Source organism: Pseudomonas frederiksbergensis, from assembly GCF_035751725.1.
Classification (GTDB): domain Bacteria; phylum Pseudomonadota; class Gammaproteobacteria; order Pseudomonadales; family Pseudomonadaceae; genus Aquipseudomonas; species Aquipseudomonas frederiksbergensis_A.
Map to the genome: position 1 here is coordinate 5,245,519 of NZ_CP142104.1, position 26,590 is coordinate 5,272,108.

The 26,590-nt window shown below is 63.4% G+C and carries 26 protein-coding genes; 13 read left to right on the forward strand and 13 right to left on the reverse strand.

The window, feature by feature from the left end; all coding sequences use genetic code 11:
• Positions 1 to 54: 54 nt before the first annotated feature.
• The 9 genes from VQ575_RS23535 to nrdR form a co-directional block, all read right to left on the reverse strand.
• Positions 55 to 813: a substrate-binding periplasmic protein gene (locus VQ575_RS23535; protein WP_325918520.1), complete on the reverse strand. Its 759-nt coding sequence runs from the start codon at positions 811 to 813 to the stop codon at positions 55 to 57.
• Positions 814 to 824: 11 nt separating this feature from the next.
• A complete protein-coding gene (locus VQ575_RS23540; protein ID WP_039594263.1) occupies positions 825 to 1,328 on the reverse strand; it encodes a phosphatidylglycerophosphatase A family protein in 504 nt (167 codons plus the stop codon).
• Entirely contained in the window at positions 1,325 to 2,290 is a 966-nt protein-coding gene (thiL, locus tag VQ575_RS23545) for a thiamine-phosphate kinase (RefSeq protein WP_039594264.1), read from the reverse strand. The genes VQ575_RS23540 and thiL overlap by 4 nt, the downstream gene beginning before the upstream one ends.
• A gap of 22 nt (positions 2,291 to 2,312) precedes the next feature.
• On the reverse strand, positions 2,313 to 2,813 hold the full coding sequence (gene nusB / locus VQ575_RS23550; RefSeq protein WP_039594265.1) for a transcription antitermination factor NusB: 501 nt from the start codon (positions 2,811 to 2,813) through the stop codon (positions 2,313 to 2,315).
• A complete protein-coding gene (gene ribH, locus VQ575_RS23555; protein WP_039594266.1) occupies positions 2,810 to 3,286 on the reverse strand; it encodes a 6,7-dimethyl-8-ribityllumazine synthase in 477 nt (158 codons plus the stop codon). The genes nusB and ribH overlap by 4 nt, the downstream gene beginning before the upstream one ends.
• A 244-nt stretch (positions 3,287 to 3,530) precedes the next feature.
• Complete coding sequence (ribBA, locus tag VQ575_RS23560) at positions 3,531 to 4,622, reverse strand: bifunctional 3,4-dihydroxy-2-butanone-4-phosphate synthase/GTP cyclohydrolase II (RefSeq protein WP_039594267.1); 1,092 nt, start codon at positions 4,620 to 4,622, stop codon at positions 3,531 to 3,533.
• 16 nt (positions 4,623 to 4,638) lie between these two features.
• On the reverse strand, positions 4,639 to 5,313 hold the full coding sequence (locus VQ575_RS23565; protein WP_325918522.1) for a riboflavin synthase: 675 nt from the start codon (positions 5,311 to 5,313) through the stop codon (positions 4,639 to 4,641).
• 46 nt (positions 5,314 to 5,359) lie between these two features.
• Complete coding sequence (gene ribD, locus VQ575_RS23570; RefSeq protein WP_325918524.1) at positions 5,360 to 6,493, reverse strand: bifunctional diaminohydroxyphosphoribosylaminopyrimidine deaminase/5-amino-6-(5-phosphoribosylamino)uracil reductase RibD; 1,134 nt, start codon at positions 6,491 to 6,493, stop codon at positions 5,360 to 5,362.
• Entirely contained in the window at positions 6,490 to 6,954 is a 465-nt protein-coding gene (gene nrdR / locus VQ575_RS23575) for a transcriptional regulator NrdR (protein WP_013694316.1), read from the reverse strand. Before nrdR ends, ribD begins: the two co-directional genes overlap by 4 nt.
• 127 nt (positions 6,955 to 7,081) lie before the next feature.
• Between nrdR and VQ575_RS23580 the strand changes: the two genes are divergently transcribed.
• From VQ575_RS23580 to trxA, 3 genes are all read left to right on the forward strand, one after another.
• The gene (locus tag VQ575_RS23580; protein ID WP_039594270.1) at positions 7,082 to 7,546 is read left to right on the forward strand and encodes a YbaY family lipoprotein; all 465 of its coding nucleotides are present in this window, start codon (positions 7,082 to 7,084) and stop codon (positions 7,544 to 7,546) included.
• Positions 7,543 to 8,199 carry a class I SAM-dependent methyltransferase gene (locus tag VQ575_RS23585; protein ID WP_039594271.1) on the forward strand — a complete coding sequence of 219 codons (657 nt, stop codon included), beginning with the start codon at positions 7,543 to 7,545 and terminating at the stop codon, positions 8,197 to 8,199. Before VQ575_RS23580 ends, VQ575_RS23585 begins: the two co-directional genes overlap by 4 nt.
• Positions 8,200 to 8,314: 115 nt before the next feature.
• Positions 8,315 to 9,187: a thioredoxin gene (gene trxA / locus VQ575_RS23590; protein ID WP_045157067.1), complete on the forward strand. Its 873-nt coding sequence runs from the start codon at positions 8,315 to 8,317 to the stop codon at positions 9,185 to 9,187.
• Here trxA and VQ575_RS23595 read toward each other — a convergent pair.
• Positions 9,181 to 9,528: a hypothetical protein gene (locus VQ575_RS23595; RefSeq protein WP_039594273.1), complete on the reverse strand. Its 348-nt coding sequence runs from the start codon at positions 9,526 to 9,528 to the stop codon at positions 9,181 to 9,183. The two genes, trxA and VQ575_RS23595, sit on opposite strands and share 7 nt — an antisense overlap.
• A gap of 120 nt (positions 9,529 to 9,648) precedes the next feature.
• On the opposite strand from VQ575_RS23595, the gene VQ575_RS23600 reads away from it, so the two are divergent.
• From VQ575_RS23600 to VQ575_RS23620, 5 genes are all read left to right on the forward strand, one after another.
• Positions 9,649 to 10,242: a DUF2796 domain-containing protein gene (locus tag VQ575_RS23600; RefSeq protein WP_039594274.1), complete on the forward strand. Its 594-nt coding sequence runs from the start codon at positions 9,649 to 9,651 to the stop codon at positions 10,240 to 10,242.
• A 76-nt stretch (positions 10,243 to 10,318) separates the two neighbouring features.
• Positions 10,319 to 11,029 carry an ABC transporter ATP-binding protein gene (locus VQ575_RS23605; RefSeq protein ID WP_045157069.1) on the forward strand — a complete coding sequence of 237 codons (711 nt, stop codon included), beginning with the start codon at positions 10,319 to 10,321 and terminating at the stop codon, positions 11,027 to 11,029.
• A gap of 1 nt (position 11,030) precedes the next feature.
• Positions 11,031 to 12,296 (forward strand): ABC transporter permease, encoded by a 1,266-nt coding sequence (locus VQ575_RS23610; RefSeq protein WP_039594276.1) that lies wholly within the window; start codon positions 11,031 to 11,033, stop codon positions 12,294 to 12,296.
• A gap of 11 nt (positions 12,297 to 12,307) precedes the next feature.
• Positions 12,308 to 12,826 (forward strand): DUF3299 domain-containing protein, encoded by a 519-nt coding sequence (locus VQ575_RS23615; RefSeq protein WP_045157070.1) that lies wholly within the window; start codon positions 12,308 to 12,310, stop codon positions 12,824 to 12,826.
• A gap of 184 nt (positions 12,827 to 13,010) precedes the next feature.
• Positions 13,011 to 13,709, forward strand: coding sequence for an OmpW/AlkL family protein (locus VQ575_RS23620; protein WP_039594278.1), 699 nt, complete (start codon positions 13,011 to 13,013; stop codon positions 13,707 to 13,709).
• 141 nt (positions 13,710 to 13,850) lie between these two features.
• Here VQ575_RS23620 and VQ575_RS23625 read toward each other — a convergent pair whose 3' ends face one another.
• The gene (locus VQ575_RS23625; RefSeq protein ID WP_039594475.1) at positions 13,851 to 14,780 is read right to left on the reverse strand and encodes an NAD-dependent epimerase/dehydratase family protein; all 930 of its coding nucleotides are present in this window, start codon (positions 14,778 to 14,780) and stop codon (positions 13,851 to 13,853) included.
• Positions 14,773 to 15,657: a sugar nucleotide-binding protein gene (locus tag VQ575_RS23630; RefSeq protein WP_039594474.1), complete on the reverse strand. Its 885-nt coding sequence runs from the start codon at positions 15,655 to 15,657 to the stop codon at positions 14,773 to 14,775. The genes VQ575_RS23625 and VQ575_RS23630 overlap by 8 nt, the downstream gene beginning before the upstream one ends.
• Positions 15,658 to 15,847: 190 nt before the next feature.
• On the opposite strand from VQ575_RS23630, the gene VQ575_RS23635 reads away from it, so the two are divergent.
• Positions 15,848 to 20,167: a DEAD/DEAH box helicase gene (locus tag VQ575_RS23635; protein WP_325918526.1), complete on the forward strand. Its 4,320-nt coding sequence runs from the start codon at positions 15,848 to 15,850 to the stop codon at positions 20,165 to 20,167.
• 6 nt (positions 20,168 to 20,173) lie between these two features.
• On the opposite strand, the gene VQ575_RS23640 is transcribed toward VQ575_RS23635, so the two are convergent.
• Positions 20,174 to 22,285, reverse strand: a complete 2,112-nt coding sequence (locus VQ575_RS23640; RefSeq protein ID WP_232916977.1) for a mechanosensitive ion channel family protein — start codon at positions 22,283 to 22,285, stop codon at positions 20,174 to 20,176.
• A 263-nt stretch (positions 22,286 to 22,548) separates the two neighbouring features.
• Between VQ575_RS23640 and VQ575_RS23645 the strand changes: the two genes are divergently transcribed.
• The 4 genes from VQ575_RS23645 to VQ575_RS23660 are packed head-to-tail and all read left to right on the forward strand — an operon-like array spanning position 22,549 to position 26,573.
• Positions 22,549 to 23,475, forward strand: a complete 927-nt coding sequence (locus VQ575_RS23645; protein ID WP_039594471.1) for a DUF72 domain-containing protein — start codon at positions 22,549 to 22,551, stop codon at positions 23,473 to 23,475.
• Positions 23,472 to 24,290: an endonuclease/exonuclease/phosphatase family protein gene (locus VQ575_RS23650; protein WP_045157080.1), complete on the forward strand. Its 819-nt coding sequence runs from the start codon at positions 23,472 to 23,474 to the stop codon at positions 24,288 to 24,290. The genes VQ575_RS23645 and VQ575_RS23650 overlap by 4 nt, the downstream gene beginning before the upstream one ends.
• Positions 24,287 to 25,585, forward strand: a complete 1,299-nt coding sequence (clsB, locus tag VQ575_RS23655; RefSeq protein ID WP_046510201.1) for a cardiolipin synthase ClsB — start codon at positions 24,287 to 24,289, stop codon at positions 25,583 to 25,585. The genes VQ575_RS23650 and clsB overlap by 4 nt, the downstream gene beginning before the upstream one ends.
• On the forward strand, positions 25,572 to 26,573 hold the full coding sequence (locus VQ575_RS23660) for a lysylphosphatidylglycerol synthase domain-containing protein (RefSeq protein WP_325918528.1): 1,002 nt from the start codon (positions 25,572 to 25,574) through the stop codon (positions 26,571 to 26,573). Before clsB ends, VQ575_RS23660 begins: the two co-directional genes overlap by 14 nt.
• Positions 26,574 to 26,590 lie beyond the last annotated feature (17 nt).

Here is a 26,590-nt window from a genome sequence, read left to right on the forward strand (position 1 = left end):
CGATCCGACGGACGCTTAGGCTGAATTACTGCCTATTAGCATCGAAAAGTTTGATCACGGCTTCGGTGGCTTGCCGCTCTCGTCAAAGGGATAGGGTTGTTTCCACCGCTCGAAGATCGGCTTCAACCGGCCGTTCTTCACCAGCACTTCCATGCGTCGGTCGAACAACGCACGCAACGCACGTCCATTCTCGTTGTTGGCAAAACCCAGGTACAACGGCAGGTTGATCAGCGGCGAGAGCTTGTATTGCTGGGGATCGCTGGCCTTGGCGAGCACATCCTGGATTTCCATCAACGCATCGATATAAAAATCGGCACGATCATGATCGAGCATCGGCAGGATACCTACGGACCGATGAATCTCGTTGAAACGCCGTATGTTGGGCAGGTAGTGGTTGTACTCGTAGCCGCGCATCCACACGAGCCGATAATTACCGACCGTCGCCAACGTCGGCGAGGGCTTGGAGGCGAGCCCCAAGGCATAGATGTGATCAATGTCGTAGTGCCAATGAGGATAAAGCACGCCTTCGGATTCATCGCGATAGGCGCCCACCTGGGCGTCGACTTCGCCACGCTGCACCAACCCGATCGAACGGGTATAGGGCACGCTACGGGTTTCCAGCTGGACGCCCTCGGGCTCGAACACTTCACGCAGTATGTCCCACGCCATGCCCTGCCCGTCGGCCTGGGTGTAATCGGCCCATTCTTCACTGGCGGCGCGAATCTTGCCGGGCAGCGGCGCAGACTCGGCCACAAGCACGCCGAACAACACTCCGATACACAGCAATAGCAAAAATGCGCGGCTTACGCCCATGCCTGGTTCCCTCAGGTGAAACACCACACCAACCCTTGCATTGCAAGCCAGGCAAAAACGCCGGCCAGCACGTCGTCGAGCATGATGCCGACACCCCCGTGTACCTTCCGGTCGATCCAGCGGATCGGCCATGGCTTGAGGATATCGAAGAAGCGGAACACCAGGAAACCCATCAACAACCAGTGCCAACCTTCAGGCACCAGCCACAAGGTGATCCACATGCCGACCATTTCGTCCCAGACGATACCTTCATGGTCATGGACCCGCAGGTCATCCGCCACTTTGCCGCACAGCCAGAAGCCAAACAGCATGGTGATGCCCAGCATCAGCCAGTAGCCCCAATCCGGTAACATCTGCCACAACGGTATAAAGGGTAGCGCAACCAGCGAGCCCCAGGTGCCCGGGGCCTTGGGCAAGGTGCCCGAACCGAAGCCAAACGCCAAAAAATGCCAGGGATTGCGCCAGACCGAGGGCGGAACGAATTCCGCAGGAACCTGGTTGGGATGATCTGTCACGGTGTCTCCCGAAAATGTTGATAGCCCCGTATCTGCGGGGTGATGTCGCGTCCAAGGCTGTCGACCAGCATGACGCCCTGCCCCGCCGTGACATTGCCGACCACATGGATCGGCCAGCCTTCGGCCAGAAGCGCCGACAATCGGACCGACGGCACGGTGAACAGCAATACGTAGTCGTCCCCGCCGCTCAGGGCGGCGTGTTGCGCGTCAGACTCGCCAAGCAACGCCAGCAGAGCGTTGGACAACGGCAGCCGGTCACGTTCAACCCTCAACGCGACGCCGGACGCCAGGGCAATATGCCCACAATCCGCCAGCAGGCCATCGGAAATGTCCATCGCCGCGCTGGCCTTGCCCCGCAGTGCCAAGCCGAGGCCGATTTGCGGTCGCGGTGACCAGTAATGCGCCAACAACGGCTCGGCCACCGCAGGTTCGGCGCTGCGCTGGCCGAGCACCAGCGGTAACGCACCTGCGGCATTACCCAATTCTCCGCCGACACAGAGCAGATCGCCGGGCTGCGCGCCGCTGCGGGTCAAGGCCTGGCCGCACGGCACGTGGCCGAACACGGTCAAGGTCAGGCTCAGCGGGCCCCGGGTGGTATCGCCCCCCACCAACGCCACGCCGCATGCCCGGGCCATCTCGCTCAACCCGTGGGCATACGCCTGTAGCCAATCGGCGGTTACCGTCGGCAGGGTCAGGGCAAGGGTAAAGGCGAAAGGGCTGGCACCCATGGCGGCCAAGTCACTGACCGCCACGGCCAGCGAGCGCTGGCCGAGCAGGAACGGATCGCAGGGATCCGGGAAATGCACACCGGCGACCAGCGTGTCGGTGGACACCGCCAGCTGTTCCCCGGGAGGAACGGCCAGCAAGGCGCAGTCATCACCGATCCCGAGCGCAACGCCCTCGCCGCCCTGCGCGCAAGGCGCGGCAGCGAAGTAGTTACGGATCAGCTCAAACTCGCCCATAGTCAGTCGTTACAAGCGCCAATCAGCGCTTGAACGCCTTCACTTCAGCTTCACGCAGGCGCGGGGCGAGCTTGTCAAGCACACCGTTGACGAACTTGTGACCGTCGGTGGAACCGAAGACTTTCGCCAGCTCGATCCCTTCGTTGATCACCACGCGGTACGGTACGTCGACGCGCTGCATCAGTTCCCAGGTGGACAGGCGCAACACCGCCAGCTCGACCGGATCCAGCTCATCGATGGTCAGGTCCAGGCAAGGTGCCAGGGCGTTGTCGATTTCGGTCTTGTGGGCCGGGACGCCGTGCAGGATTTCGCGGAAGTACGCGCCATCGACATCACTGAAATCGTTATCGACCCGAAACTGCGCTTCGATCTCGTTCAGCGATTGCTTGGCCATGTGCCATTGGTACAGGGCCTGGGTCGCCAGCTGACGCGCTTCGCGGCGCTTGACGCTCTTCGAAGGCTTGCCGGCGTCCGCGGGCTTTGGATCGCGCGGGTTGAAACGATCGCTTTCGTCGCTAATCACTTGGCCTCCAACTGTGCCAGCAGGCTGACCATTTCCAGGGCGGACAGGGCAGCTTCGGCACCTTTGTTACCGGCCTTGGTGCCGGAACGTTCGATGGCTTGCTCGATGGAATCGACGGTCAGTACGCCGAAGGCAACCGGCACGCCGAATTCCATGGACACTTGGGCCAGGCCCTTGGTGCATTCGCCAGCTACGTATTCGAAGTGCGGAGTACCGCCACGAATGACCGCGCCCAAGGCGATGATCGCCGCAAACTCGCCCTTTTGCGCGACTTTTTGCGCAACCAGCGGAATTTCGAAGGCGCCAGGCGCACGGATGATGGTGATGTCGCCTTCGCTCACGCCATGGCGAACCAGGGCATCGACCGCGCCGTCGACCAGGCTTTCAACCACAAAGCTGTTGAAACGGCCGACTACCAGCGCGTAGCGGCCCTTGGGGGCGATGAAGGTACCTTCGATGGTCTTCAGGGTCATTCGTCAGATCTCTTAAAGAGCCGGAGCACGTTCTATACGCGCTCCTCAATGATATTAGCCACGAATACAGGGCTGTGGATCCCGTCATCTCGTTCACTTGCACACCTTCTGTGGCGAGGGAGCTTGCTCCCGCTTGGGTGTGCAACCCCCACAATGGGGCCGCTACGCAGCCCAGCGGGAGCAAGCTCCCTCGCCACAGATGGATCTAACAAGCCTTAACGATAATGCCGAAATCCACAGGCCATTATTCGGAGGGCACGTATTCTACAACTTCCAGATCGAAACCGGATATCGCATTGAACTTCATCGGCGCGCTCATCAGGCGCATCTTGCGTACGCCCAGGTCACGCAGGATCTGCGAACCGGCACCGACAATGCTGTAGGTGGTCGGTTTTTTCACCGGTTGTTGCTCGGTGGTTTCCCGGATATGCGCCAGCAGCACGTCGCCATCGAGCGGGTGTCCGAGCAGCAGCACCACGCCGCTGCCAGCCTCGGCCACCGCGGCCATGGCGGCGCGCAGGCTCCAGCGGCCCGGCTGCTTGACCATCAGCAGGTCGCGCAGCGGGTCCATGTTATGCACGCGAACCAGGGTCGGTTCTTCAGCGCAAACAGTGCCCAGGGTCAGCGCCATGTGCACGTCGCCTTCCACCGAATCACGGTAGGTCACCAGGTTGAACTGGCCCAGCTCGCTGTCCAGCGGTTGCTCGGCAATCCGCTGAACGGTACGTTCGTGGATCATCCGGTAGTGGATCAGGTCGGCGATGGTGCCGATCTTGATGTCGTGTTCGGCAGCGAAAGCTTCCAGCTCGGCGCGACGGGACATGGTGCCGTCGTCGTTCATCACCTCGCAGATGACCCCGGCGGGCTCGAAACCGGCCATGCGCGCCAGGTCGCACGCCGCTTCGGTGTGGCCGGCGCGGGCCAGGGTGCCGCCGGCCTGGGCCATCAGCGGGAAGATGTGGCCGGGGCTGACGATGTCTTCGGCCTTGGCGTCGGCGGCCGCAGCAGCTTGCACGGTGCGCGCGCGGTCAGCGGCGGAGATACCGGTGGTCACGCCCTCGGCAGCCTCGATCGACACGGTGAACTTGGTGCCGAAGCCCGAGCCGTTGCGCGGCGCCATCAGCGGCAGCTTCAGCAGCTCGCAGCGCTCGCGGGTCATCGGCATGCAGATCAGCCCGCGGGCGTGCTTGGCCATGAAGTTGATGTGTTCGGCCTTGCAGCATTCGGCGGCCATGATCAGGTCGCCTTCGTTCTCGCGGTCTTCGTCATCCATGAGGATGACCATCTTGCCTTGGCGGATGTCTTCAACCAGTTCTTCGATGTTATTGAGCGCCACGCGGCACCCCCTTGCGTCAGGATTTGAGGTAGCCATTGGCGGCCAGAAAACTTTCAGTGATGTTACCCGGCTTTTGTGGGGAGCCAGGCTCTGCGGCCTTATCGCCCAACAACAGGCGCTCCAGGTAACGGGCCAGCAGGTCGACTTCCAGGTTGACCCGGCGACCTGGCCGGTACGAAGCCATGATGGTTTCGCTCAGCGTGTGCGGAATGATCGTCAGCATGAACTCGGCGCCATCCACCGCGTTGACCGTCAGGCTGGTGCCGTCGACGGTGATCGAGCCTTTATGGGCGATGTATTTGGCAAGTTCTTTCGGGGCGCGAATGCGAAACTCGACGGCCCGGGCATTATCGGTACGCGAGACCACTTCACCGACACCGTCGACGTGGCCGCTGACCAGGTGCCCGCCCAGGCGCGTAGTGGGCGTGAGGGCTTTTTCCAGGTTGACCGGGCTGCCACTCTTGAGGTCGTTCATCGCGGTGCAGTCGAGGGTTTCGCGGCTGACATCCGCCAGGAAACCTTTGCCCGGCAGCTCGACGGCGGTCAGGCAGACGCCATTCACGGCGATGCTGTCGCCCAACTTGACGTCGCTCAGGTCGAGCTTGCCGGTTTCGACATGGACCCGCACATCCCCACCCTTGGGGGTGAGTGCGCGAATGCTGCCGATGGATTCGATGATGCCGGTAAACATGGAGTCCTCCTCGAGAACGGGCCGCCGCTTGAGCGAAAGCCGGAAATTATACGCTCGCCAGCGCAACGGGGACGGCAATGACTCGCCAGTCATCGCCCACGGCGCGAATGTCGATGATTTTCAGCTGTGGCGCGTCCTTCATGTGCGCCAGTGGCCAGTCCAGCAACGGTCGCGCTGAAGAGCCGAGGAACTTGCCGGCAACAAAGATCTGGAACTCATCCACCAGGCCTTGCCGGGCAAAGGCTCCCGCCAGGCGCGGGCCTGCCTCCACCAGCACTTCGTTCACGCCTCGGGCCGCCAATTCAACCAACAGGCGCCGCAGATCGACCTGACCGTCTTCATCCGCCACGATCATGCATTCGGGACCGTTGGCGTACTGTTCTTCCACCGCCATGCAAGTAGCGACGAGCGCCGGGCCGGCCTTGAAGAACGGCGCATCCAGCGGCACCCGCAGGCGCCCGTCCACCAGCACCCGCAATGGCGGACGGCTCATGACCAACGCGGTCTGCTCGGCATCGAGCCCCAACTCATCGGCGCGCACGGTCAGCCGGGCATTGTCCGCCAGCACCGTATCGGCGCCGGTCAGCACCACGCTGGCCTGGGCGCGCAGGCGCTGGACTGCCGCGCGTGCGGCGGGGCCAGTGATCCATTGGCTCTCGCCGCTTTCCATGGCGGTGCGGCCATCGAGGCTCATGGCGAGCTTGACCCGCACGAACGGCAGGCCGTGCTCCATGCGCTTGAGAAAACCTTCGTTGAGCTTGCGCGCTTCGCCTTCCAGCACACCGCTATCGGTGGCGATGCCGGCCTGGGCCAACCGCTGCAAGCCGCGCCCGGCGACTTCGGGATTGGGGTCCTGCATCGCGGCCACCACCCGCGCCACGCCGGCATTGACCAACGCATCGGCGCACGGCGGCGTACGCCCATGGTGGCTGCACGGTTCGAGGGTCACGTAGGCCGTGGCGCCCCGGGCATTGTCGCCGGCGGCGCGCAGGGCATGGACTTCGGCGTGGGGCTCGCCGGCGCGGATGTGCCAGCCTTCGCCGACGACCTCGCCGTCCCGCACGATCACGCAACCGACCCGGGGATTGGGGTGGGTGGTGTAGTGACCGCGCCGCGCCAACTCCAGGGCGCGAGCCATGTAGTGGGCGTCGAGGATGGCCTGCTGCGCCGAGGCGGTCATTCTTTCACCGGCTCGCGGGCCAGGCGGTCGATTTCCTCGCGGAACTCGTTGAGATCCTGAAAGCGCCGGTACACCGAGGCGAAGCGGATGTAGGCCACTTCATCGAGCTTTTGCAACTCGGCCATCACCAGCTCGCCGACGACGAGGGACTTGACCTCGCGTTCACCGGTGGCCCGCAGCTTGTGCTTGATGTGCACCAGCGCCGCTTCCAGGCGCTCGACGCTCACCGGGCGTTTTTCCAGGGCGCGCTGCATGCCGGCGCGCAGTTTTTCTTCATCGAACGGCTGGCGACTGCCGTCGGTCTTGATCAGGCGCGGCAACACCAGTTCAGCGGTCTCGAACGTCGTGAAGCGCTCGCCGCAGGCCAGGCATTCGCGGCGGCGGCGGACTTGTTCGCCCTCGGCGACCAGTCGCGAATCGATGACTTTGGTGTCGTTGGCACCGCAGAAGGGACAGTGCATGGTGGCAGGCAACAAAAAAAGGGAGGGCCATGGTAGCGCATCCCACTGGCAAGACAAGCCATAGGGTTTACGGTATACAGACGGGCTTATCGCCAGATCCATGGAATTCACCTTGCTGGAGCTACCCATGCCGCTACGATCCATTGTTTTGCTCAGTCTTTTCAGCCTGCTGATGGCGTGCAGCAGCGACGCCCCCAAGCCCACCCCGCCAGCCCCGGCGCCCGCGCCGAAGCAGGCCCAGGAAAAGGCTCGGCAGGCCACGGAGCTGGGCCCGCTGCCGGCGCACCAACGCGAGTTGAGCGGCACGTTGCAAGGCGTTCCGGCCGGGGCCGAGGTCGAGCTGGCGCTGTTGGTGATCGATGACAAGGATCGTCCGCAGCAACTGCTCGCCAGTTCCAGCCTGATCGGCAACAACCGTGCCCTGCCCTTCCACCTGCGCTTCAACCCCGAAGCGTTCCCGGTCGGCGCCCGTGTGGAACTGCGCGGCCGCGCCAGCCAGTCGGGGCAACTGATCCTGCACTTGCCGGAACAACGCATTGCACAGCCGACCACCCAGGCGCTGGGCGACCTGCAATTTGTCAAAGCCCCATGAAGGCACCGCAGCACCTGCAGGATGCGTTGGGCGAGTTGCTTGGTGATGCGCGCCTGGTGACATGTCCGTTGCCCGGCACTGACCTGAAGTTGTGGCTGATCGACGGCGACAACATGGACCGCGCCTTCAGCCCGGAGGAAACCCGACGCATCCTCCACGAGCCGCCCTATTGGAGTTTTTGCTGGGCCAGCGGCCTGGCGATGGCCCGTTACCTGGTCGAACAGCCACAGTGGGTCGAGGGCAAGCGAGTGCTGGACTTCGGCGCCGGCTCCGGCGTGGCGGGGATCGCGGCGATCAAGGCAGGGGCGCTGGAAGTGGTGGCTTGCGATCTGGATCCGCTGGCGATTGCCGCGTGCCAGGCGAATGCATTGCTTAATGGCGTAACGTTGAGCTATTCGACGGATTTTTTCGCCGAGGCAGATCGCTTCGATCTGATCCTGGTTGCCGATGTGCTTTATGACCGGGCCAACCTGCCGCTGCTCGATCAATTCCTCAGCCGTGGCCGTGAAGCGCTGGTGGCCGACTCCCGGGTGCGGGATTTCCAGCATCCGCTGTATCGGCGCATCGAAATGCTCGAGGCCATGACCCTGCCGGACCTGGCCGAGCCGGAGGAGTTTCGGCATGTAAGCCTGTACCACGCGCGGCGTGGCTAAAAGCCTCACGCGCCGGCTCGCGAACGCGGCCTACCATGCGCCGCAAGCCCTGACTTTCGGCCACCCCCCACCAAGCCGTATAGTTGCCCCATTCAAGCGTTCTACGAGACTCCCCATGACCCAGGACACGCCTTACATCTTCGACGCCACCACGGCCGATTTCGACCAGTCGGTGATCGCCAACTCTTTCCACAAACCGGTGCTGGTGGACTTCTGGGCCGAGTGGTGCGCGCCCTGCAAGGCGCTGATGCCAATGTTGCAAGGCATCGCCGAGAGTTATCGGGGTGAACTGCTGCTGGCCAAGGTCAACTGCGACATCGAGCAAGACATCGTTGCCCGCTTCGGCATTCGCAGCCTGCCGACGGTGGTGCTGTTCAAGGATGGTCAGCCGGTCGACGGTTTTGCCGGGGCCCAGCCGGAATCCGCGGTGCGGGCGATGCTCGAACCCCATGTGCAGATGCCGCCTCCCGCCGCCGCCGATCCGTTCGAACAGGCCCAGGCGCTGTTCGATGACGGCCGTTTCGCCGACGCCGAGGCCGTGCTCACGGTGCTGCTGGGCGAAGACAACACCAACGCCAAGGCGCTGATCCTCTATGCGCGTTGCCTGACCGAGCGCGGCGAGCTGGGCGAGGCGCAGACGGTGCTCGACGCGGTGAAAAGCGATGAACACAAGGCCGCGCTGGCCGGCGCCAAGGCGCAGATCCAGTTCCTCGGCCTGGCCAAGGATCTACCGGACGCCGCCGACCTCAAGGCGCGCCTGGCGAAAGATCCACAGGACGATGAGGCGGTGTACCAACTGGCGATCCAGCAACTGGCGCGCCAGCAGTACGAACCTGCGCTCGAGGCGCTGCTCAAGCTGTTCATCCGCAATCGCAGCTACAGCGAAGGCCTGCCCCACAAGACGCTGCTGCAAGTGTTCGAACTGCTGGGCAACGACCATCCGCTGGTGACGACCTACCGTCGCAAGCTGTTCGCCGCGCTTTACTGACCGACCCAGCTGTAGAGCGGCGTATCCCCGCCGCTCAATACCTTGACCTCGGCGCTATGGCGCAGGCGCACCAACAGGCGCTTGCCTGACGAGGCGCTACCGGTCAGGCCTTCGAGTTGTTCCAGCAAGTCCGGGCCGCTCAACTGCCCGGCCTTGCGCAGCAGCTCCCGGGCGATCTGCCACTGGGCGTCGTCCTGATTCGTCGATTTGGCGGGAGCCGTCGTCGCCCCCTCTGTTTTGGCGACTTGCAACTGTGCGCCGAGCTGCGCCCAGTCGCCTTCATCCATCTCGATCGTCAAGTCCACCGGCCACTCACCGACCGTCCCGCGTATCCGCAACATCAGCGTGCTCCTGAAGATTTCATCTGCCCATGCTCCCATGGGCCTTGCGCGACGCCAAGCAGACGGTCAAACTCTCCGCGCTTTCGTTATAAGATTACATAACCTTTCCGGAGATTCGTCATGCGTCGTTTGCTGCTTGCCTTGCCGTTCGCCCTGCTACCGTTGGCTGTCGCCCATGCGGCGGCGGAGCATGACCACGATCATGATCACGAGCACGGCAGCCTGGGCGCCCATGAACACGGCGTCGCCCGGTTGAACGCGGCACTGGACGCCCAGACCCTGGAACTGGAGCTGCAAAGCCCGGCGATGAACCTGGTGGGCTTCGAACACGCCGCCACCAGCGATGCCGACAAGGCCAAGGTCGCTGCCGTACGGGCGCAGCTTGAAAAGCCCCTGGCGTTGTTCAATCTGCCCGCCGCTGCCAAATGCACCGTGGCGCAGCAAGAGCTGGAAAGCCCGTTGTTTGGTGATGAACCGGACCACGATCACGACCATGACGAAGACGCCGATGGCGACGAGCACAACGGCGAGCACAGCGAGATCCATGCCCACTACCAACTCACCTGCGCCGCCCCGGGTGCACTGAAGAACCTGGATCTGGCGACTCTGTTCAAAACCTTCCCAGCCACCCAGAAAATTCAGGTACAACTGATCAGCCCGAGTGGCCAGCAAGGCGTGGAAGTGACGGCTAAGGCGCCAGCCCTGAAATTCTGATTCTGCGCAAGACCCAAATGTGGAAGCGGGCCTGCTCGCTCCCACAGGAATTCCCGTTAACTGAAAAATCGGCGCTATGACCCAAGCACTCATCGAATTGGCCGACCTGGGCTTCAGCTGGCCCGGCCATCCGCCACTGCTGGATATCCCGGCGTTTCGCCTGGAGGCCGGGGAAACCTTGTTCCTCAAGGGGCCGAGCGGCAGCGGCAAGACCACCTTGCTGGGGCTTCTAGGTGGGGTGCAAACGCCGGATCGCGGCAGCATTCGCCTGCTTGGCCAGGAGCTCACCGAATTGGGAGCGGGCAGCCGCGACCGTTTTCGCGTGGACCACACCGGCTACATCTTCCAGCAGTTCAACCTGCTGCCGTTTCTCTCGGTGCGCGAAAACGTCGAACTGCCCTGCCATTTCTCCAAACTGCGCGCGCAACGGGCCATCCAGCGCCACGGCAGTGTCGATCAAGCCGCGGCCACGCTGCTGGCCCACCTCGGCCTGACCGATCCAAGCCTGTTGGAGCGTCGCGCCGATGCATTGTCCATCGGCCAGCAACAACGGGTCGCCGCCGCCCGCGCCTTGATCGGCCAACCGGAACTGGTGATCGCCGACGAACCCACCTCGGCCCTGGACTACGACGCCCGGGAAAACTTCTTGCGGCTGTTGTTCGCCGAATGTCGCGAAGCCGGGTCGAGCCTGTTGTTCGTCAGTCATGACCAGAGCCTGGCCCCACTGTTCGACCGCCACCTCTCGCTGGCCGATCTCAATCGCGCCGCCACGCACCTCGAGGTCTGAGATGTATCTGTTCCGTCTAGCCATGGCCAGCCTGGCGAACCGCCGCTTTACCGCGATCCTTACCGCGTTTGCCATCGCGCTGTCGGTCTGCCTGCTGTTGGCGGTGGAACGGGTGCGCACCGAGGCGCGGGCCAGTTTCGCCAGTACCATCAGCGGCACCGACCTGATCGTCGGCGCCCGCTCCGGTTCCGTGAACCTGCTGCTGTACTCGGTGTTTCGCATCGGCAACGCGACCAACAACATTCGCTGGGACAGCTTCGAGCAGTTCGCCAACAACCCGAAAGTGAAATGGGCGATTCCCATGTCCCTCGGCGATTCCCATCGTGGTTATCGGGTGATGGGCACCACCGAAGCCTATTTCGAGCATTACCAGTACGGCCGCCAGCAACATCTGGAATTGGCCGATGGCCGGGCGTTCGCCACCGATCCGTTCGAAGTGGTGCTTGGCGCGGAAGTGGCCGAGGCGCTGCATTACAAGCTGGGGGAAAAGCTGGTGCTGGCCCACGGCGTGGCAGCGATCAGCCTGGTCAAGCATGACGACAAGCCTTTTACCGTGGTCGGGATTCTCAAGCGCACCGGCACGCCGGTGGACCGCACGTTGCACATCAGCCTCGGCGGCATGGAAGCCATCCATATCGATTGGAAGAATGGTGTGCCGGCCCAGGGCAACGGCCGTATCAGCGCTGACCAGGCGCGCAACATGGACCTTACGCCGAAAGCGATCACCGCGTTCATGCTTGGCCTCAACAGCAAGATCTCGACCTTCGCCTTGCAACGCGAGATCAACGAGTTCCGTGGCGAGCCGCTGCTGGCGATCCTGCCGGGGGTGGCGCTGCAGGAACTGTGGAGCCTGATGGGCACGGCGGAGAAAGCCTTGTTCGTGATTTCGCTGTTCGTCGTGTTGACCGGATTGATCGGCATGCTCACGGCCATTCTCACCAGCCTCAACGAACGCCGCCGAGAGATGGCGATCCTGCGTTCGGTGGGCGCGCGGCCGTGGCATATCGCAAGCCTGCTGGTGCTTGAAGCTTTCGCCCTGGCGCTGGCCGGCGTCACCGCCGGGCTGGCCTTGCTGTACATCGGCATCGCCGCCGCACAGGGGTATGTGCAGTCCGCCTATGGCTTGTATTTGCCGCTGGGCTGGCCAAGCGAATATGAATGGACGCTGCTGGCTGGCATTCTGGTCGCCGCCCTGCTGATGGGCAGCGTGCCGGCCTGGCGCGCCTATCGCCAATCGTTGGCCGACGGCCTGTCGATCCGTCTATGAGGACCTTGAAGATGCCCCGCGCCCTGCTTGCACTGCTGATGATGGTCGCCCTGCCGCTGTGGGCCGCCGAGCCGAGGGACCTGGCTTGGTCGGAAATGATCCCGCCGGACGCGCCGCCGGAAGTGCCGAACATGACGCCACTGCACGACCTGTCGAAGATGAGCGATGCCCTGGCCGCAGAATCCGCCCCTGCGGCCAAGCAGGACATGCCCAACGCCCCGGTGGTCAAGGCCCTCGACGGCCAGCAGATTCGCTTGCCCGGTTATATCGTGCCGCTGGAAGTCAGCGAGGAAGGCCGCACCACGGATTTCCTGCTGGTGCCGTATTTCGGCGCCTGCATCCATGTGCCGCCACCGCCGTCGAACCAGATCGTGCATGTAAAAAGCGAACTCGGGGTCAAGCTCGACGAGCTGTACCAACCGTACTGGGTCGAAGGGCCGATGCAGGTCAAGCCGTCCACCAGTGAACTGGCCGATGCCGGGTATCAGATGGAGGCGCAGAAGATTTATGTGTATGAACTGCCGGAGTGAATCCGGCTATTAGGTGTTGCCTGTTAGATAGCTTGCTCGCGAAGGGCCCCTCAAGGTTTGCTCATCATCATTTCATTGAGCTGAGTCAATTAAACACCCCCTGACTCATTGAGCTGAGTCAAAAGACCGGACCAGACGGCTTCGTACCATGGGACATCAATTTTCGATGCCCTCTGGAGCCCCTATGAACAAGTCCTTGCTCAGCGCTTCCCTTATCGCGCTCGCACTCGCCGCCCCACTCGCCCAGGCTCACACAGCTGGCGACATCATCGTTCGCGCTGGCGCCATCACCGTCAACCCGGACGCCGACAGTTCCAGCGTCAAGGTCGACCGTGGCCCACTGGCCGGCGCCGACCTGGGCGGCAAGGCGACCATGAGCAGCGACACCCAGCTGGGCCTGAACTTCGCCTACATGCTCACCAACAACTGGGGGATCGAGCTGCTGGCGGCCTCGCCGTTCGAGCATGACGTAAAAATCAAAGGCACCGCCCTCGGCGCCGCGAACAACAAGCTCGGCACCCTCAAGCACCTGCCGCCAACCCTGAGCGTGGTCTACTACCCGCTCGACGCCAAATCGGCTTTCCAGCCTTATGTCGGCGCGGGCATCAACTACACCTGGATCTATGACGAGCATGTCGGCAGTGAAGCCAGCGCCAACGGTTTCAGCAACTTCCGCGCGAAGAACAGCTGGGGCATGGCGTGGCAAGTCGGCGCCGACTACATGCTGACCGACAACATCATGATCAACGGCCAGATCCGCTACATCGACATCGACACCACGGCCTATGTCGACAACAACGCCGTGGCCGCCGGTACCCGCGCCAAGGTGGATGTCGATGTTGATCCGTTCGTCTATATGGTGGGGTTGGGTTACAAGTTCTAAGCCCCTGCACGATAGTGAGATGACTACACACCCTGTGGCGAGGAAGCAAGCTCCCTTGCCACAGGTTTCACTTGCCGCAAAAGCGATGCATGACTCATAAAAAGGCGCCCCGAAAGGCGCCTTTTTATGTCGAGGCTGAACTCAGCGCCCCAACAACCGTGCCAGCCCAACGCTCATCGGCGTTTGCTTCGGAACGCGGAAACGCGCCAACAAACGGCCGTTGTCGGCCCGCGAATGGCGGATGTCTCCGGAACGTGCCGGGCCATGGCTGATTGCAGGCAAGTCGCCCACCACCACAGCCAGGGCCTGGAGCATCTGCTTGAGGGTTGTCGCCTGGTTCCAGCCGACATTCACCGCGCCCACTTCCACCTCGGGCTTTTCGATGGCCTGCACCAACACATCCACCAGGTCTTCGACGTAGACAAAGTCCCGAGTCTGCTCGCCATCACCAAACACGGTGATCGGCAGGCCCTTCTGCGCACGTTCGCTGAAAATGCTGATGACGCCTGAATACGGCGAGGACGGATCCTGGCGCGGGCCGTAGATGTTGAAGAAGCGGAACACCACCGGTTCGAGGTCGTGCTGGCGACGATAGAAGTCGAAATAGAATTCACTGGCCAATTTGTCCGCCGCGTAAGGCGTGAGCGGCGCCTTGGGCGTGTCTTCACCGATGGCCTGGCCTTCACCGTTGTTGCCATATACCGCTGCGCTGGAGGCGAACAGCACCCGTTTCACACCGCTCTGGCGCATGGCTTCGCAGACGTTCAGGGTGCCGATGAAATTGCTTTGGTGCGTGCGCACCGGGTCATCCACCGAGGCTTGCACGGAGGCCACCGCGGCCAGATGCGCCACGGCGCTGCAACCGGCCATGGCACGGGCGACGAGCGCGGCATCGGCGACATCGCCTTCAATCAGTTCGAGGGCTGGATTTTCCAGCGGCAGGTTGCTGCGCTTGCCGGTGGACAAGTCATCGAGAATGCGGACCGAATGCCCTTTTGCGAGCAAGGCGTCGGTCAGGTGCGAACCAATGAAACCCGCGCCGCCGGTGATTAAAACAGGGCCTTCAGCCATGGCGATAAAACCTATCCAGTAAGCCCGGGAGTGCTGCGCGCCAGGCGCGGGGCTTGATCCCGAAAGTGTGCAGAATTTTCTTGCAGGCCAGGACTGCGTGCTGCGGTTCTTCCGCGGCGTCCGGTCTTGCAGCATGGGCCTGGGGTGTGGGCGACTCGATGGCCAGCGGGTGCAATGCGCGGGCTTCGGTGAGAATCGCCTGGCCTAGCGCCAGCGGCGTAGTCGCCTCATGTCCGGCGTAATGGTAGGTGCCCCACAGCGGCGCCGCGCAATCGAGTTGCTTGAGCACCGAGATGATCACCCGCGCCGCATCGTCCACCGGCGTCGGATTGCCCCGCCGATCGTCGGCCAGCAACAACTCTTCGGGCTGCTCGGCACGGGCCAGGAAACGGCCAAGGATGCCGTCGGCGCTGTCGTCCAGCAGCCAGCCAAAACGCAACAGCACATGTTGCGGGCAGGTGGCGCGCACGCTTTGCTCGATGCGCCACAACGCCTGGCCACGCAGGCCCAGCGGCACGGGCTCGTCCTTTTCGCTGTAGGCGGTGGCCCGAGAGCCATCGAACACGCGATAGCTCGACGGTTGCAGCAGGACAATGTTGTGATGCTGGCACAGTTCCGCCAGGCGCTCGACCGCCCGCTCCTGGCTGGCCAGGCGCTGCTCGCTGACGGTTTCAGCCTGGAACCAGTCGAAGTAGTACGCCAGGTTGATCAGCGCATCCGGCCGGGTGTCGTCGAGCAACTGCGTGAGGCTCGCGGCATCCCAACCGTCTTCAGGTGGGCGGGGGGCAAGAAAACCGATGTCTTCTTCTGCACCGAGGCGAATCAGCGCCTGCCCAAGGGCATTTCCGCCGCCCAGTAACATAAGGCGCATTCGCATAAAGTCAGCAGGCCCAGTCTGTTGGCACAAGAATTTGGTCGACAACGCCCGAGGGCGTCGTCGGAATCGTTGCATTTTGCGGGTTTAGTGCGCAACCGTCATCCGTAATGTGCAGATCGCCGGGTTGGCCGTCCTTCCAGGCGGTTGCGCCACTTGCATCCACCCCACCCCACCCGCCTAAACTGCCCGTATGAATCTGCCCCTTGCAGCCGACCACGCCATGGCAGGCTTTCACCCCGCCGTTCGCGCCTGGTTCAGCCAGACCTTCCCGGCGGTCACGGCCGCCCAGGCCCGGGCGTGGCCGTTGATCGGCCAGCGACGTTCGGTGCTGGTCGCGGCGCCCACCGGCTCGGGCAAGACCCTGACCGCATTTCTCGCGGTGCTGGATGACCTGGTGCACCGCGGCCTGGAACAAGGCGGCCTGCCGGACCAGACCCTGGTGGTCTATGTCTCGCCGCTCAAGGCCTTGAGCAACGATATCCAGATCAATCTGCAAAATCCCCTGGCCGGCATCACCGAGCAATTGCAACAGATGGGGTTGCCGCCCCTGCCGATCACCACCGCCGTACGCACCGGCGACACACCGCAAAAAGAACGCTCGGCGATGCGCAAGACCGCGCCGCACATCCTGGTTACCACGCCCGAATCGCTTTATGTGCTGCTCGGCTCCGATTCCGGTCGGCAGATGCTTGCCAGCACGCGCACGGTGATTGTTGATGAAATCCATGCGATTGCCGCCAGCAAACGTGGCAGCCACCTGGCCCTGAGCCTGGAACGGCTGCAAGCGCTGTGCGCCGAACCGCTGGTGCGCATCGGCCTGTCTGCCACGCAAAAGCCCATCGAAGCGGTCTCGCGGTTCCTCGTCGGCGAAGGCCGCACTTGCGAGATCGTCGACATCGGCCACGCCCGCCCACGGGACCTGAACATCGAGGTGCCGCCGGTGCCGCTGTCAGCGGTGATGGCCAATGACGTCTGGGAACTGGTCTACAACCGCCTCGCCGAACTGGCCCGGGCGCACCGAACCACGCTGGTGTTCGTCAACACGCGGCGCCTGGCCGAACGCCTGAGTCGCCACCTGAGCGAGCGTTTGGGCAAGGAGGCGGTGGCGGCCCACCATGGCAGCCTGGCGAAGGAGTTTCGCCTCGACGCCGAGCAACGCCTCAAGCGCGGCGAATTGCAGGTGCTGATCGCCACCGCGTCCCTGGAGCTGGGCATCGACATTGGCGATGTCGACCTGGTCTGCCAGATCGCCTCGCCCCGTTCGATCTCGGCGTTCCTGCAAAGGGTGGGACGCTCCGGCCATCAGGTCGGCGGCACGCCCAAGGGGCGCCTGTTCGCCACCACCCGCGACGACTTGATCGAATGCGCCGCCTTGCTCGACTGCGTGCGCCGTGGCGAGCTGGACATCCTGCACATCCCCAAGGCGCCGTTGGATGTCCTGGCCCAGCAGATCGTCGCCGAGGTCAGTTGCCAGGAATGGCATGAACAGGCGTTGCTGGAGATGTTCCGCCGCGCCTCGCCTTACGCAAAGCTGGACGAAGATCATTACCAGGCCCTGCTGCAAATGCTCGCCGAAGGGCTCAATGGCCGACAAGGCGTGCGCAGCGCCTACCTGCACCGCGACGCCGTCACCCGGACCCTTCGCGGGCGCCGGGGGAGCAAACTGACGGCGGTGACCAGCGGCGGCACTATTCCGGACAACGCCGACTACAGCGTGCTGCTCGAACCCCAAGGCTTGAACATCGGCAGCGTCAATGAGGACTTCGCCGTCGAGAGCATCGCCGGCGACGTGTTCCAACTGGGCAATACCTCCTACCGGATCATCCGCGTCGAGACCGGCCGCGTGCGCGTCGAGGACGCCCAGGGCCAACCGCCGACCATTCCGTTCTGGCTCGGCGAAGCCCCGGGGCGCAGCGCCGAGTTGTCCCAGGCCGTGGCCCGCCTGCAAGCCCAGCTGGATCAACTGCTCGGCGCCACGCCGGGAGACTTGCAACCGGCCCTCGACTGGCTGACCGGCACCTTGCACTTGAACCTCGCCAGCGCCGAACAGATCGTCGATTACCTGGCCCCGGCGCGTCTGGCCTTCGGCGCCCTGCCGTCCCAGGACACCTTGGTGATGGAACGGTTTTTCGACGAGTCCGGCGGCACGCAACTGATCATCCACGCGCCCTTCGGCAGTCGCATCAATCGCGCCTGGGGCCTGGCCCTGCGCAAGCGCTTCTGCCGCACCTTCAACTTCGAATTGCAGGCCGCTGCCAGCGAGGACGCTATCGTCCTGTCGCTGTCCACTAGCCACAGCTTCGAACTGGACGAAGTCTGGCGCTACCTCAACAGCCAGAGCGCCGAGCAGATCCTGGTCCAGGCGGTGCTGGACGCGCCGCTGTTCGGCGTGCGCTGGCGCTGGAACGCCGGCGTGGCCCTGGCGTTGCCGCGCTACACCGGTGGACGCAAAGTCGCGCCGCAGATCCAGCGCATGAAAAGTGAGGATTTGATCGCCAGCGTATTCCCGGACCAGATCGCCTGCCTGGAGAACCTGGCCGGAGAGCGTGAAATCCCCGACCACCCGCTGGTGGAACAGACCCTCGACGATTGCCTGCACGAAGCCATGGACAGCGAAGGCTGGCTGGCCCTGCTGCGGCGCATGGAAGCGGGCACGATTCGCCTGGTCAGCCGCGACCTGCCTGCACCCTCGCCTTTGGCGGCAGAAATCCTCAGCGCTCGGCCCTACACCTTTCTTGACGACGCGCCGCTGGAGGAGCGCCGCACCCAAGCGGTGATCAACCGGCGCTGGAGTGATCCGCAATCCACCGACGACCTCGGTGCGCTGGACGCCGAGGCCATCCAGGCCGTGCGGGAAGAGGCCTGGCCGACGCCGACCAATGTCGATGAAATCCACGAAGCGCTGATGAGCCTGGCCTGCATCGCCGACAGCGAGGCCAGCGCCGAACCGTCGTGGCTGGACGGTTTGCGGACCCTGGCCGAGCGCGGTCGCGCCAGCCACATTCAGATCAGTGACGAGCGCGGCCTATGGGTACCGCTGGAGCGGCTGACGTGCCTGCAGGCGATTTATCCACAAGCCCAATGGCAGCCGCCGCTGACACCGCTGCCGGGTTTTGATGAACCGTGGGGTAGCGACGAGGCCATGGTGGAAGTGCTCCGCGCGCGGCTCAGTGCCTTTGGCCCGCAGCCGTTGAGCGCAATCGCCTACCCGCTCGGGCTGTCGCCGGCACAAGCGACCCAGGCCCTGGCCCAGCTCGAACAACAAGGGTACGTGCTGCGCGGTCGCTTCACGCCGGGCACCGCCCAGGAGGAATGGTGCGAGCGACACCTGCTGGCACGGATCCACCGCTACACGGTCAAGCGCCTGCGCCGGGAAATCGAGCCGGTGATGCTGCAGGATTTCATGCGGTTCCTGTTCGACTGGCAACATCTGTCGTCGTCCAGCCAGGGCCGGGGCAGCGCCGTGCTGCCGTCCATCATCAGCCAGTTCGAAGGCTACCCGGCTGCCGCCTCGGCCTGGGACAGCGACCTTTTGCCGGCGCGGATCAAGGACTATTCACCAAGCTGGCTCGACGAACTGTGCCGCAGCGGCAAGTTCGTCTGGACGCGCCTGAGCGCCCGCCAGAAGTTGTCCACAAGCGCTTTGCGCAGCACGCCGATCGTGTTGCTGCCGCGCGCCAAGGTCGCGCTCTGGAGCAGCCTGGCTGAGCAGACGCCAGTCGGCGAGCTGTCGCCCAGGACACAGAAAGTCCATCAGGCATTGAGTGAACATGGCGCCTTGTTTTTCGATGAGCTGCTGCACGAGGCGCACCTGCTGCGCAGCGGGCTGGAAACCGCCTTGCAGGAATTGGTCGGCGCCGGGCTGGTGAACGCCGACAGCTTCGCCGGGCTGCGGGCCTTGATCACCCCCGCCAGCAAACGCCAGGCCCGCAGTAGCCGGCGCGGGCGCGGGGCGTTTGTCGGCGGCATGGACGATGCCGGGCGCTGGGCCTTGCTGCGCCGTAGTTCGCCAACGCCAGGGGCAGAACCCGGCAACCGGCCCGCGCCCACGCCACCCGACACCCTGGAACACATCGCCATGACCCTGCTGCGCCGTTATGGGGTGGTGTTCTGGCGCTTGCTGGAGCGTGAAGCCGATTGGCTGCCGAGCTGGCGTGAGTTGCTGCGCACGTTTCATCGGTTGGAGGCACGGGGCGAGATTCGTGGCGGGCGTTTCGTCAGCGGGCTGGCCGGGGAACAATTCGCCTTGCCCGAAGCCATCCCGCTGCTGCGCGACGCAAGGCGTCGGCCCACCGATGGCAGCCTGGTGGCGGTGTGCGGGGTTGATCCCTTGAACCTCGCCGGCACCCTGCTTCCAGGGGCGAAAGTACCGGCACTGGCGAGCAATCGGCTGGTGTATCGGGATGGGTTGCCGGTGGCGGCACTGGTTGCGGGCAAGCAACATCTGTTTGTGGGGTTGGATGCCCAAGCGATGGCGGAGATTCGCGCCAAGCTGATTCAACACCTTTAGCCACGGTTATCGGGCAGGCTGATCGGAAGGCTTCGAGGGTGCCTGCGTCGAAGGCGCTGAATTTTCGACTTGCGTATCCAACCGCTTCGGCAATACCACCTGCTGTGGATAAGTCTGCGCGAAGTGCACCGACGGTTCGTTATCCACAAGCTTTTTCAACCGCTGGTTGAACGCCCGGCTCACGGCGTACTGCCCGCCCGAGACCGTGCGAAACTGGGCGGTGAGGACCACGCCGTTGAGGTCCATCTTGTCCACGCCGAATACATCCAGCGGCCCTTGCAGGTTGAACTTGAGGAACGGGTCCTCGGAAATCGAATCGCCGGCTTCACGGATCAGTTCGATGGCGCGGTCCACGTCGGTGTCGTAGGTGAACTGCACCGAGAAAAATGCAAAGGCGAATTGCCGGGATTGGTTGGTCACGGCCTTGATTTGCCCGAACGGCACCGAATGCACGAAACCCTTGCCGTCGCGCAGGCGCAGGGTGCGGATGGTCAGGCCTTCGACGGTGCCGGCGTGGCCGGAACTGAGCACCACCCAGTCGCCGATAGACAGCGTGTCCTCGATGATGATGAACAGCCCGGTGATCACGTCCTGCACCAGTTGCTGCGAACCGAAACCGATCGCCAGCCCCACCACGCCCGCACCGGCGAGCAATGGCGCGACGTTGATGCCGAGGTTGGCCATGGTGGTGATCGCGCAAATCACCACCAGGATTATTTTGGCCGCGTTGCGCAGCAGCGGCAGGATGGTCTTGACCCGTGTGCTGGGCGCACGGGCGCCGCGCTTGTTGAGTGGTGGCTTCAGCGCTTCCTGGATCGCCGTGTCGAGCACCACCCACGTCAGCCAAGTCACCAGGAAAATCAGCCCGATGCGACTGAGGGAGTCGCTGATCGCCCGTCCCACGGCGTTGCGTGAGGCGAACTCAAACAGCGACACGCCCCAGATCCGCCCGAGGATCTCGATGAACGCCACCGCCATGACGATGCGCAACAACGCGTGCAACAGGCTCAACAGCCGCCCTTTGTAGGCGCTGTTGCGCTGGATGGCCTCGGCTTTGGGCGACTTGAAGACATGCTGGAACACGGTGCTGAGAAACACCGTCGCGATCAGCAGGATCGTGGTGAACAAGGCACAACGCAGGGCTTTCTGGTTGTCCTCGCCGACCCCGATCAGGCTCACCGCCGACACCAGCACCATCAGCAGGATCGGCCAGTACCAGAGACCGGAAAAGATCCGCAGCGATTCCTGCAACGCCGGTTGCTTGAGACGCTGGGCCAGCGGCCGATTGCGGATCAGGTGGGCCACCGGCCGGCGCATGTGGATCACCAGCCAGCCAAAGATCATCGAAGCCGACAGCCCGGTGAAGACCGCGATGCTGCTGGTGATATTGCCGCCCAGCTGCCGAGCGATCTGCGGGCTGGTCAAGGCATCGCTGAGCGCGGCCAGGAAGCCGATCATGAACAACGGCCGCGGGCTGAATCGACGGAGGATCGCCACCGCTCGCCGTTTGTGGCCGCCATTGAACATCACGATCACGCAGAGCAGCACCGAGGTGGAAACGATGCCGCTGCTGGTGGCGTAGGCGAAACACAACGCCAAGGCCCGGCCAACCGAGACTTGCAGGAAATGGCTGACATAGAGGGTCAGCGGCAGGCACGCCACGGCAGGCAACGTGTAGGGCAGCAGGTAGCCGAGCAGGTCCAGCACCCGCTGGCGAGTGCGTAGCCAGCGGCGCCGACTCAAGCGGCGCACCAGCAATCGCGCGCCGGTCCATATCAGCGCAAACGTCCCCAGCCACACGCCGGAGAGCAACAGGAAATCGCCCGCCACGCGCCAAGAGGAACGGGAGGTCTGGTCCACCAGCCGATCCACCTCGTCCACCGCCCGATCCGCCCGCAGGCGCCAGGCGTCCACCAGGCTCTGGTCGAGGTCGAGCTTGTCCTGGACATCGTCGATGCTGGAACTGATGGCCCCCAACAAGCCGCCTTGCACCAACGGCTCAGGCTCGGCCGGGGCTTCGGCGGGTTTGGAGATGCCGGGGACCGCAGCGGTCCCGTAGGCGCTGGTGCCGGTCATGGCCAGCAGCAACAGCAGCAATACAGCGCTCAATCGAGACAAGACGCAGGGCTCCTTCACGGGGGTCGGTAAGGAACTGATCAACATCAGGCCGGCAAGTTCGCTCTCAAGGGCAATACAAATACCTTGTGGCAAGGGGATTTCCCCTCGCCACAAGACCCGTTCCCTGCGCGACGCGGCGGGGACTCCCTCGCCACAGAATCCGCTCAGCTCCCTCCGCCGGTAAGACCACCGAAACTTTCCAGCCCGCCCGGCGGTCATCAAAAGACACAGGCGGTACGAGGTCATTGGCACGGGAGGGATACATGACGGCGATCCACATTGGCATTTCCGGTTGGCGCTACACGCCTTGGCGGGGAGACTTCTACCCCAAGGGGCTGGCGCAGAAACGGGAACTGCAATTCGCCTCTCGAGCGGTCAACAGCATCGAGATCAATGGATCGTTCTACGCCCTGCAACGTCCCGAGCGGTATGCCCAGTGGTACGCCGAGACACCGCCGGACTTCGTGTTCAGCGTCAAGGCGCCGCGCTTCATCACCCACATCAAGCGCCTGCGCGACATTCACAAGCCGTTGGCGAATTTCTTCGCTTCCGGGGTGCTGGAGCTCAAGGAAAAACTCGGCGCCATCCTCTGGCAGTTTCCGCCCAGCTTCAAATTCGATCCCGAGCTCTTTGAAGATTTCCTCAAGCAATTGCCCCACGATACCCAGGCCGCCGCCGCATTGGCCCGGGAGCACGAGTCGCGCCTGGACGGCCATGCCAGCACCGAGACGGACAAAAAGCGCCCGCTGCGCCATGCCGTGGAAATTCGCCACGATAGCTTTATCGACCCACGCTTCGTCGCCCTGCTCAAACGCTACGACGTCGCACTTGTGGTCGCGGATACTGCCGGGAAATGGCCCTATCGCGAGGACGTGACCAGCGACTTCGTCTACCTGCGCCTGCACGGTGCCGAAGAGTTGTACGCCAGCGGCTACACCGACGAAGCGCTCAAGCGCTGGGGTGACCGGATCGAGGCCTGGAGCCACGGCACACAGCCGAGCGACGCACAGTTGATCGATCCGAAAAAAAAGCCCCGGGCGCGCAAGAGCCGGGAAGTGTTCTGCTATTTCGACAACGACATCAAAGTCCGCGCGCCCTACGACGCGCGTCACCTGCTGGAGCGCTTCGACCTGGACAAGAATCTCGCCACCGCTCCCGGTGTGCGCCCGGCAGAAGGAGTGTTGCCATGAGCACGCCAGAATCGAGCGAAGCCACCCGCGAGCCGTTGCAGGATTCGGCGCAGCGGCTGCTCGATCAAGTCAATCGATTCACGGTGCTGACGGTCAATACGCACAAAGGCTTCACCGCGCTGAACCGACGTTTCATCCTGCCGGAACTGCGCGAAGCGGTGCGCAGCGTGTCGGCCGACGTGGTGTTCCTGCAAGAAGTGCATGGCGCCCATGAGCACCATCCCCAGCGCTACAGCAACTGGCCGAGCATTCCGCAATATGAATTCCTCGCCGACACCCTCTGGCCGCAGTTCGCCTACGGGCGCAACGCCGTGTACCCCGCAGGTGACCATGGCAACGCGTTGCTGTCGAAATTCCAGATCATCCGCCACGACAACCTCGACGTGTCCATCAGCGGCCATGAAAGCCGCGGCATGCTGCACAGCGTGTTGCGCCTGCCGAACGGCGATGGGGGGCGGGATGTGCATGCGATTTGCGTCCATCTGGGGCTGCGCGAAGGCCATCGTGTCGCACAGTTGAAGTTGCTTTGCCAACGCCTGGGCGAGCTGCCACCCGAGGCCCCCGTGATTGTCGCGGGGGATTTCAACGATTGGCGCGGCAAGGCCAATGACTTGCTCGCGCCCTGCGGCTTGCGCGAAGTTTTCGCCGAACAGTGGGGCAAACCGGCCCGCAGTTTTCCGGCACGCCTGCCCATCCTGCGGCTGGACCGCATCTATGTGCGCAACCTCAAGGCCCATCACGCCCAAGTCCTGAATGTACGGCCCTGGTCGCACCTTTCCGACCACGCACCGCTGTCGGTGGAGATCGAATTATGAGCGCGACGATGAACAAGGCAACGGTGGAAAAAGTCGAGGTGCCGCCGACCGAACGCAACCCGGCGCTGGCCGATATCGAATACGGCTGGCACGGCAATAACCGCGTCACGCTCCTGGAAAACGGCGAGGAATATTTCCCACGGGTTTTCGAGGCGATTCGCCGGGCCCAGGAAGAAATTCTCCTGGAGACGTTCATTCTGTTCGAGGACAAGGTCGGCTTCGAACTGCGGGACCTCTTGGTGGATGCGGCCAAGCGCGGCGTACGCATCACCGTCAACCTCGACGGGTTCGGTTGCGGCGAGCTGACCACCGACTTCCTGGCCTCGTTGAGCGATGCCGGGATACGCCTGCAGATGTTCGATCCGGCCCCGCGGCACTTGGGCATCCGCACCAACTGGTTCCGCCGCCTGCACCGCAAGATCGTGGTGGTGGATGGCGTGATCGCATTCATCGGCGGGATTAACTTTTCCGCTGACCACCTGGGCGACTTCGGCCCCGAAGCCAAGCAGGATTATTCGGTGGAAATCAAAGGCCCGGCGGTGGTGGACATCCATCACTTCGCGCTGCTGCAAACCGGGCGTCCGGCCCGGGCCAAGTATTGGTGGCAACGTCGCCGCAGCCGCCGCACCGAGCTGGCCTTCAATGACCATGACGGCCAGGTGCGCCTGGTCTATCGCGATAACCACGAGCATCAAACCGACATCGAGGAGGTCTACCTGCAAGTGCTGCGCAGCGCCCGGCGCCGGGTGGTAATTGCCAATGCCTATTTCTTCCCCGGTTATCGGTTGTTGCGCGAGATCCGTAATGCCGCGCGACGTGGTGTGGAGGTGCGGCTGATCCTGCAAGGGCAACCGGACATGATGATCGCCAAGCTCGCGGCACGGATGCTCTACAACTATCTGCTCAAGGCCGGCGTGACGATCTATGAATATTGCGAGCGACCGCTGCACGGCAAGGTCGCCCTGGTGGATGAGGACTGGAGCACCGTCGGTTCGAGCAACCTCGACCCGTTGAGCCTGTCGCTGAACCTGGAAGCCAACGTGCTGATCCGCGACCGCGGGTTTAACCGCGAACTGTTCGAGCGCCTCGATCACTTGAGCCGCAATCACTGCACTGTCATGCCGGAGAACCATGCCCCGCGTGGGCTGCTCTGGCGCATGACCATCGGTTTCATGGTGTTCCACTTCCTGCGTCATTTTCCGGCTTGGGCCGGATGGCTGCCGGCCCATAAACCGCGTCTGAAACCTTTTTCACCGCCGACGGCGGTCCGGAGCGAACCCCATGAACCACTCTGAAGCGCACACCGCGCCGAGAGACGCCCATGCGCCGGAACAGACCAAGCCAAAATCGCGCTGGAGTCGCTGGAAACGCCCGCTGACCCTGGCCTTTTTCCTGCTGCTTATCGTGCTGTTCACCGCGTTGGCGCGGCGCATCGACTGGTCCGAAGTCTTTACGACGCTGGCGGATTTCAAGCTGCGCACGCTGGTCATCGCGGCCGCGCTGACCATCACCAGTTTTATTACCTACGCCTGCTTCGACCTGATCGGCCGTACGTACATCCGACAGAAACTGGGTTGGCGGCAGATCTTGCCGGTGGGGGTGATCAGCTATGCCTTCAATCTCAACCTCAGCGCCTGGGTCGGTGGCATCGCCATGCGCTATAGGCTGTATTCGCGGCTGGGGGTGAGCACAGGCAATATCGCCAAGATCCTTGGCCTAAGCCTCGCCACCAACTGGTTCGGTTATATGACGTTGGCCGGCGTGGTTTTCAGCAGCGGCCTGGTGACCATGCCGCCGGGTTGGAAGCTGAGCAGCAATGCCCTGCAAGGCGTGGGCGTGCTGTTGTTGCTGGCAAGCGCCAGCTACCTGCTGGCCTGCCGCTTCTCCAGGCGCCGGGCCTGGACGGTTCGCGGGATGGAAATCAACCTGCCTTCCCTGCGCATGGCCGTGCTGCAACTGGCACTGGGTGCGTTGAATTGGTCGTTGATGGCGGCGGTGATCTTTACGTTGCTGCCGAGCAAGCTCGAATACCCGGTGGTGCTCGGGGTCCTGTTGATCAGCAGCATCGCCGGGGTCATCACGCACATTCCTGCCGGGCTCGGGGTGCTGGAGGCGGTGTTCGTCGCGCTGTTGCAGCATGAGGTATCGCGAGGCAGCCTGATCGCGGGATTGATTGCCTACCGGGCGATCTATTTCATCTTGCCGTTGTTGATCACGGTGGTGATGTACCTGGTGATCGAGGCGAAGGCAAAGGCGCTGCGGGTCAAGCCTGGAGTCAAGTGATGTAGCGCCTGGCCTGG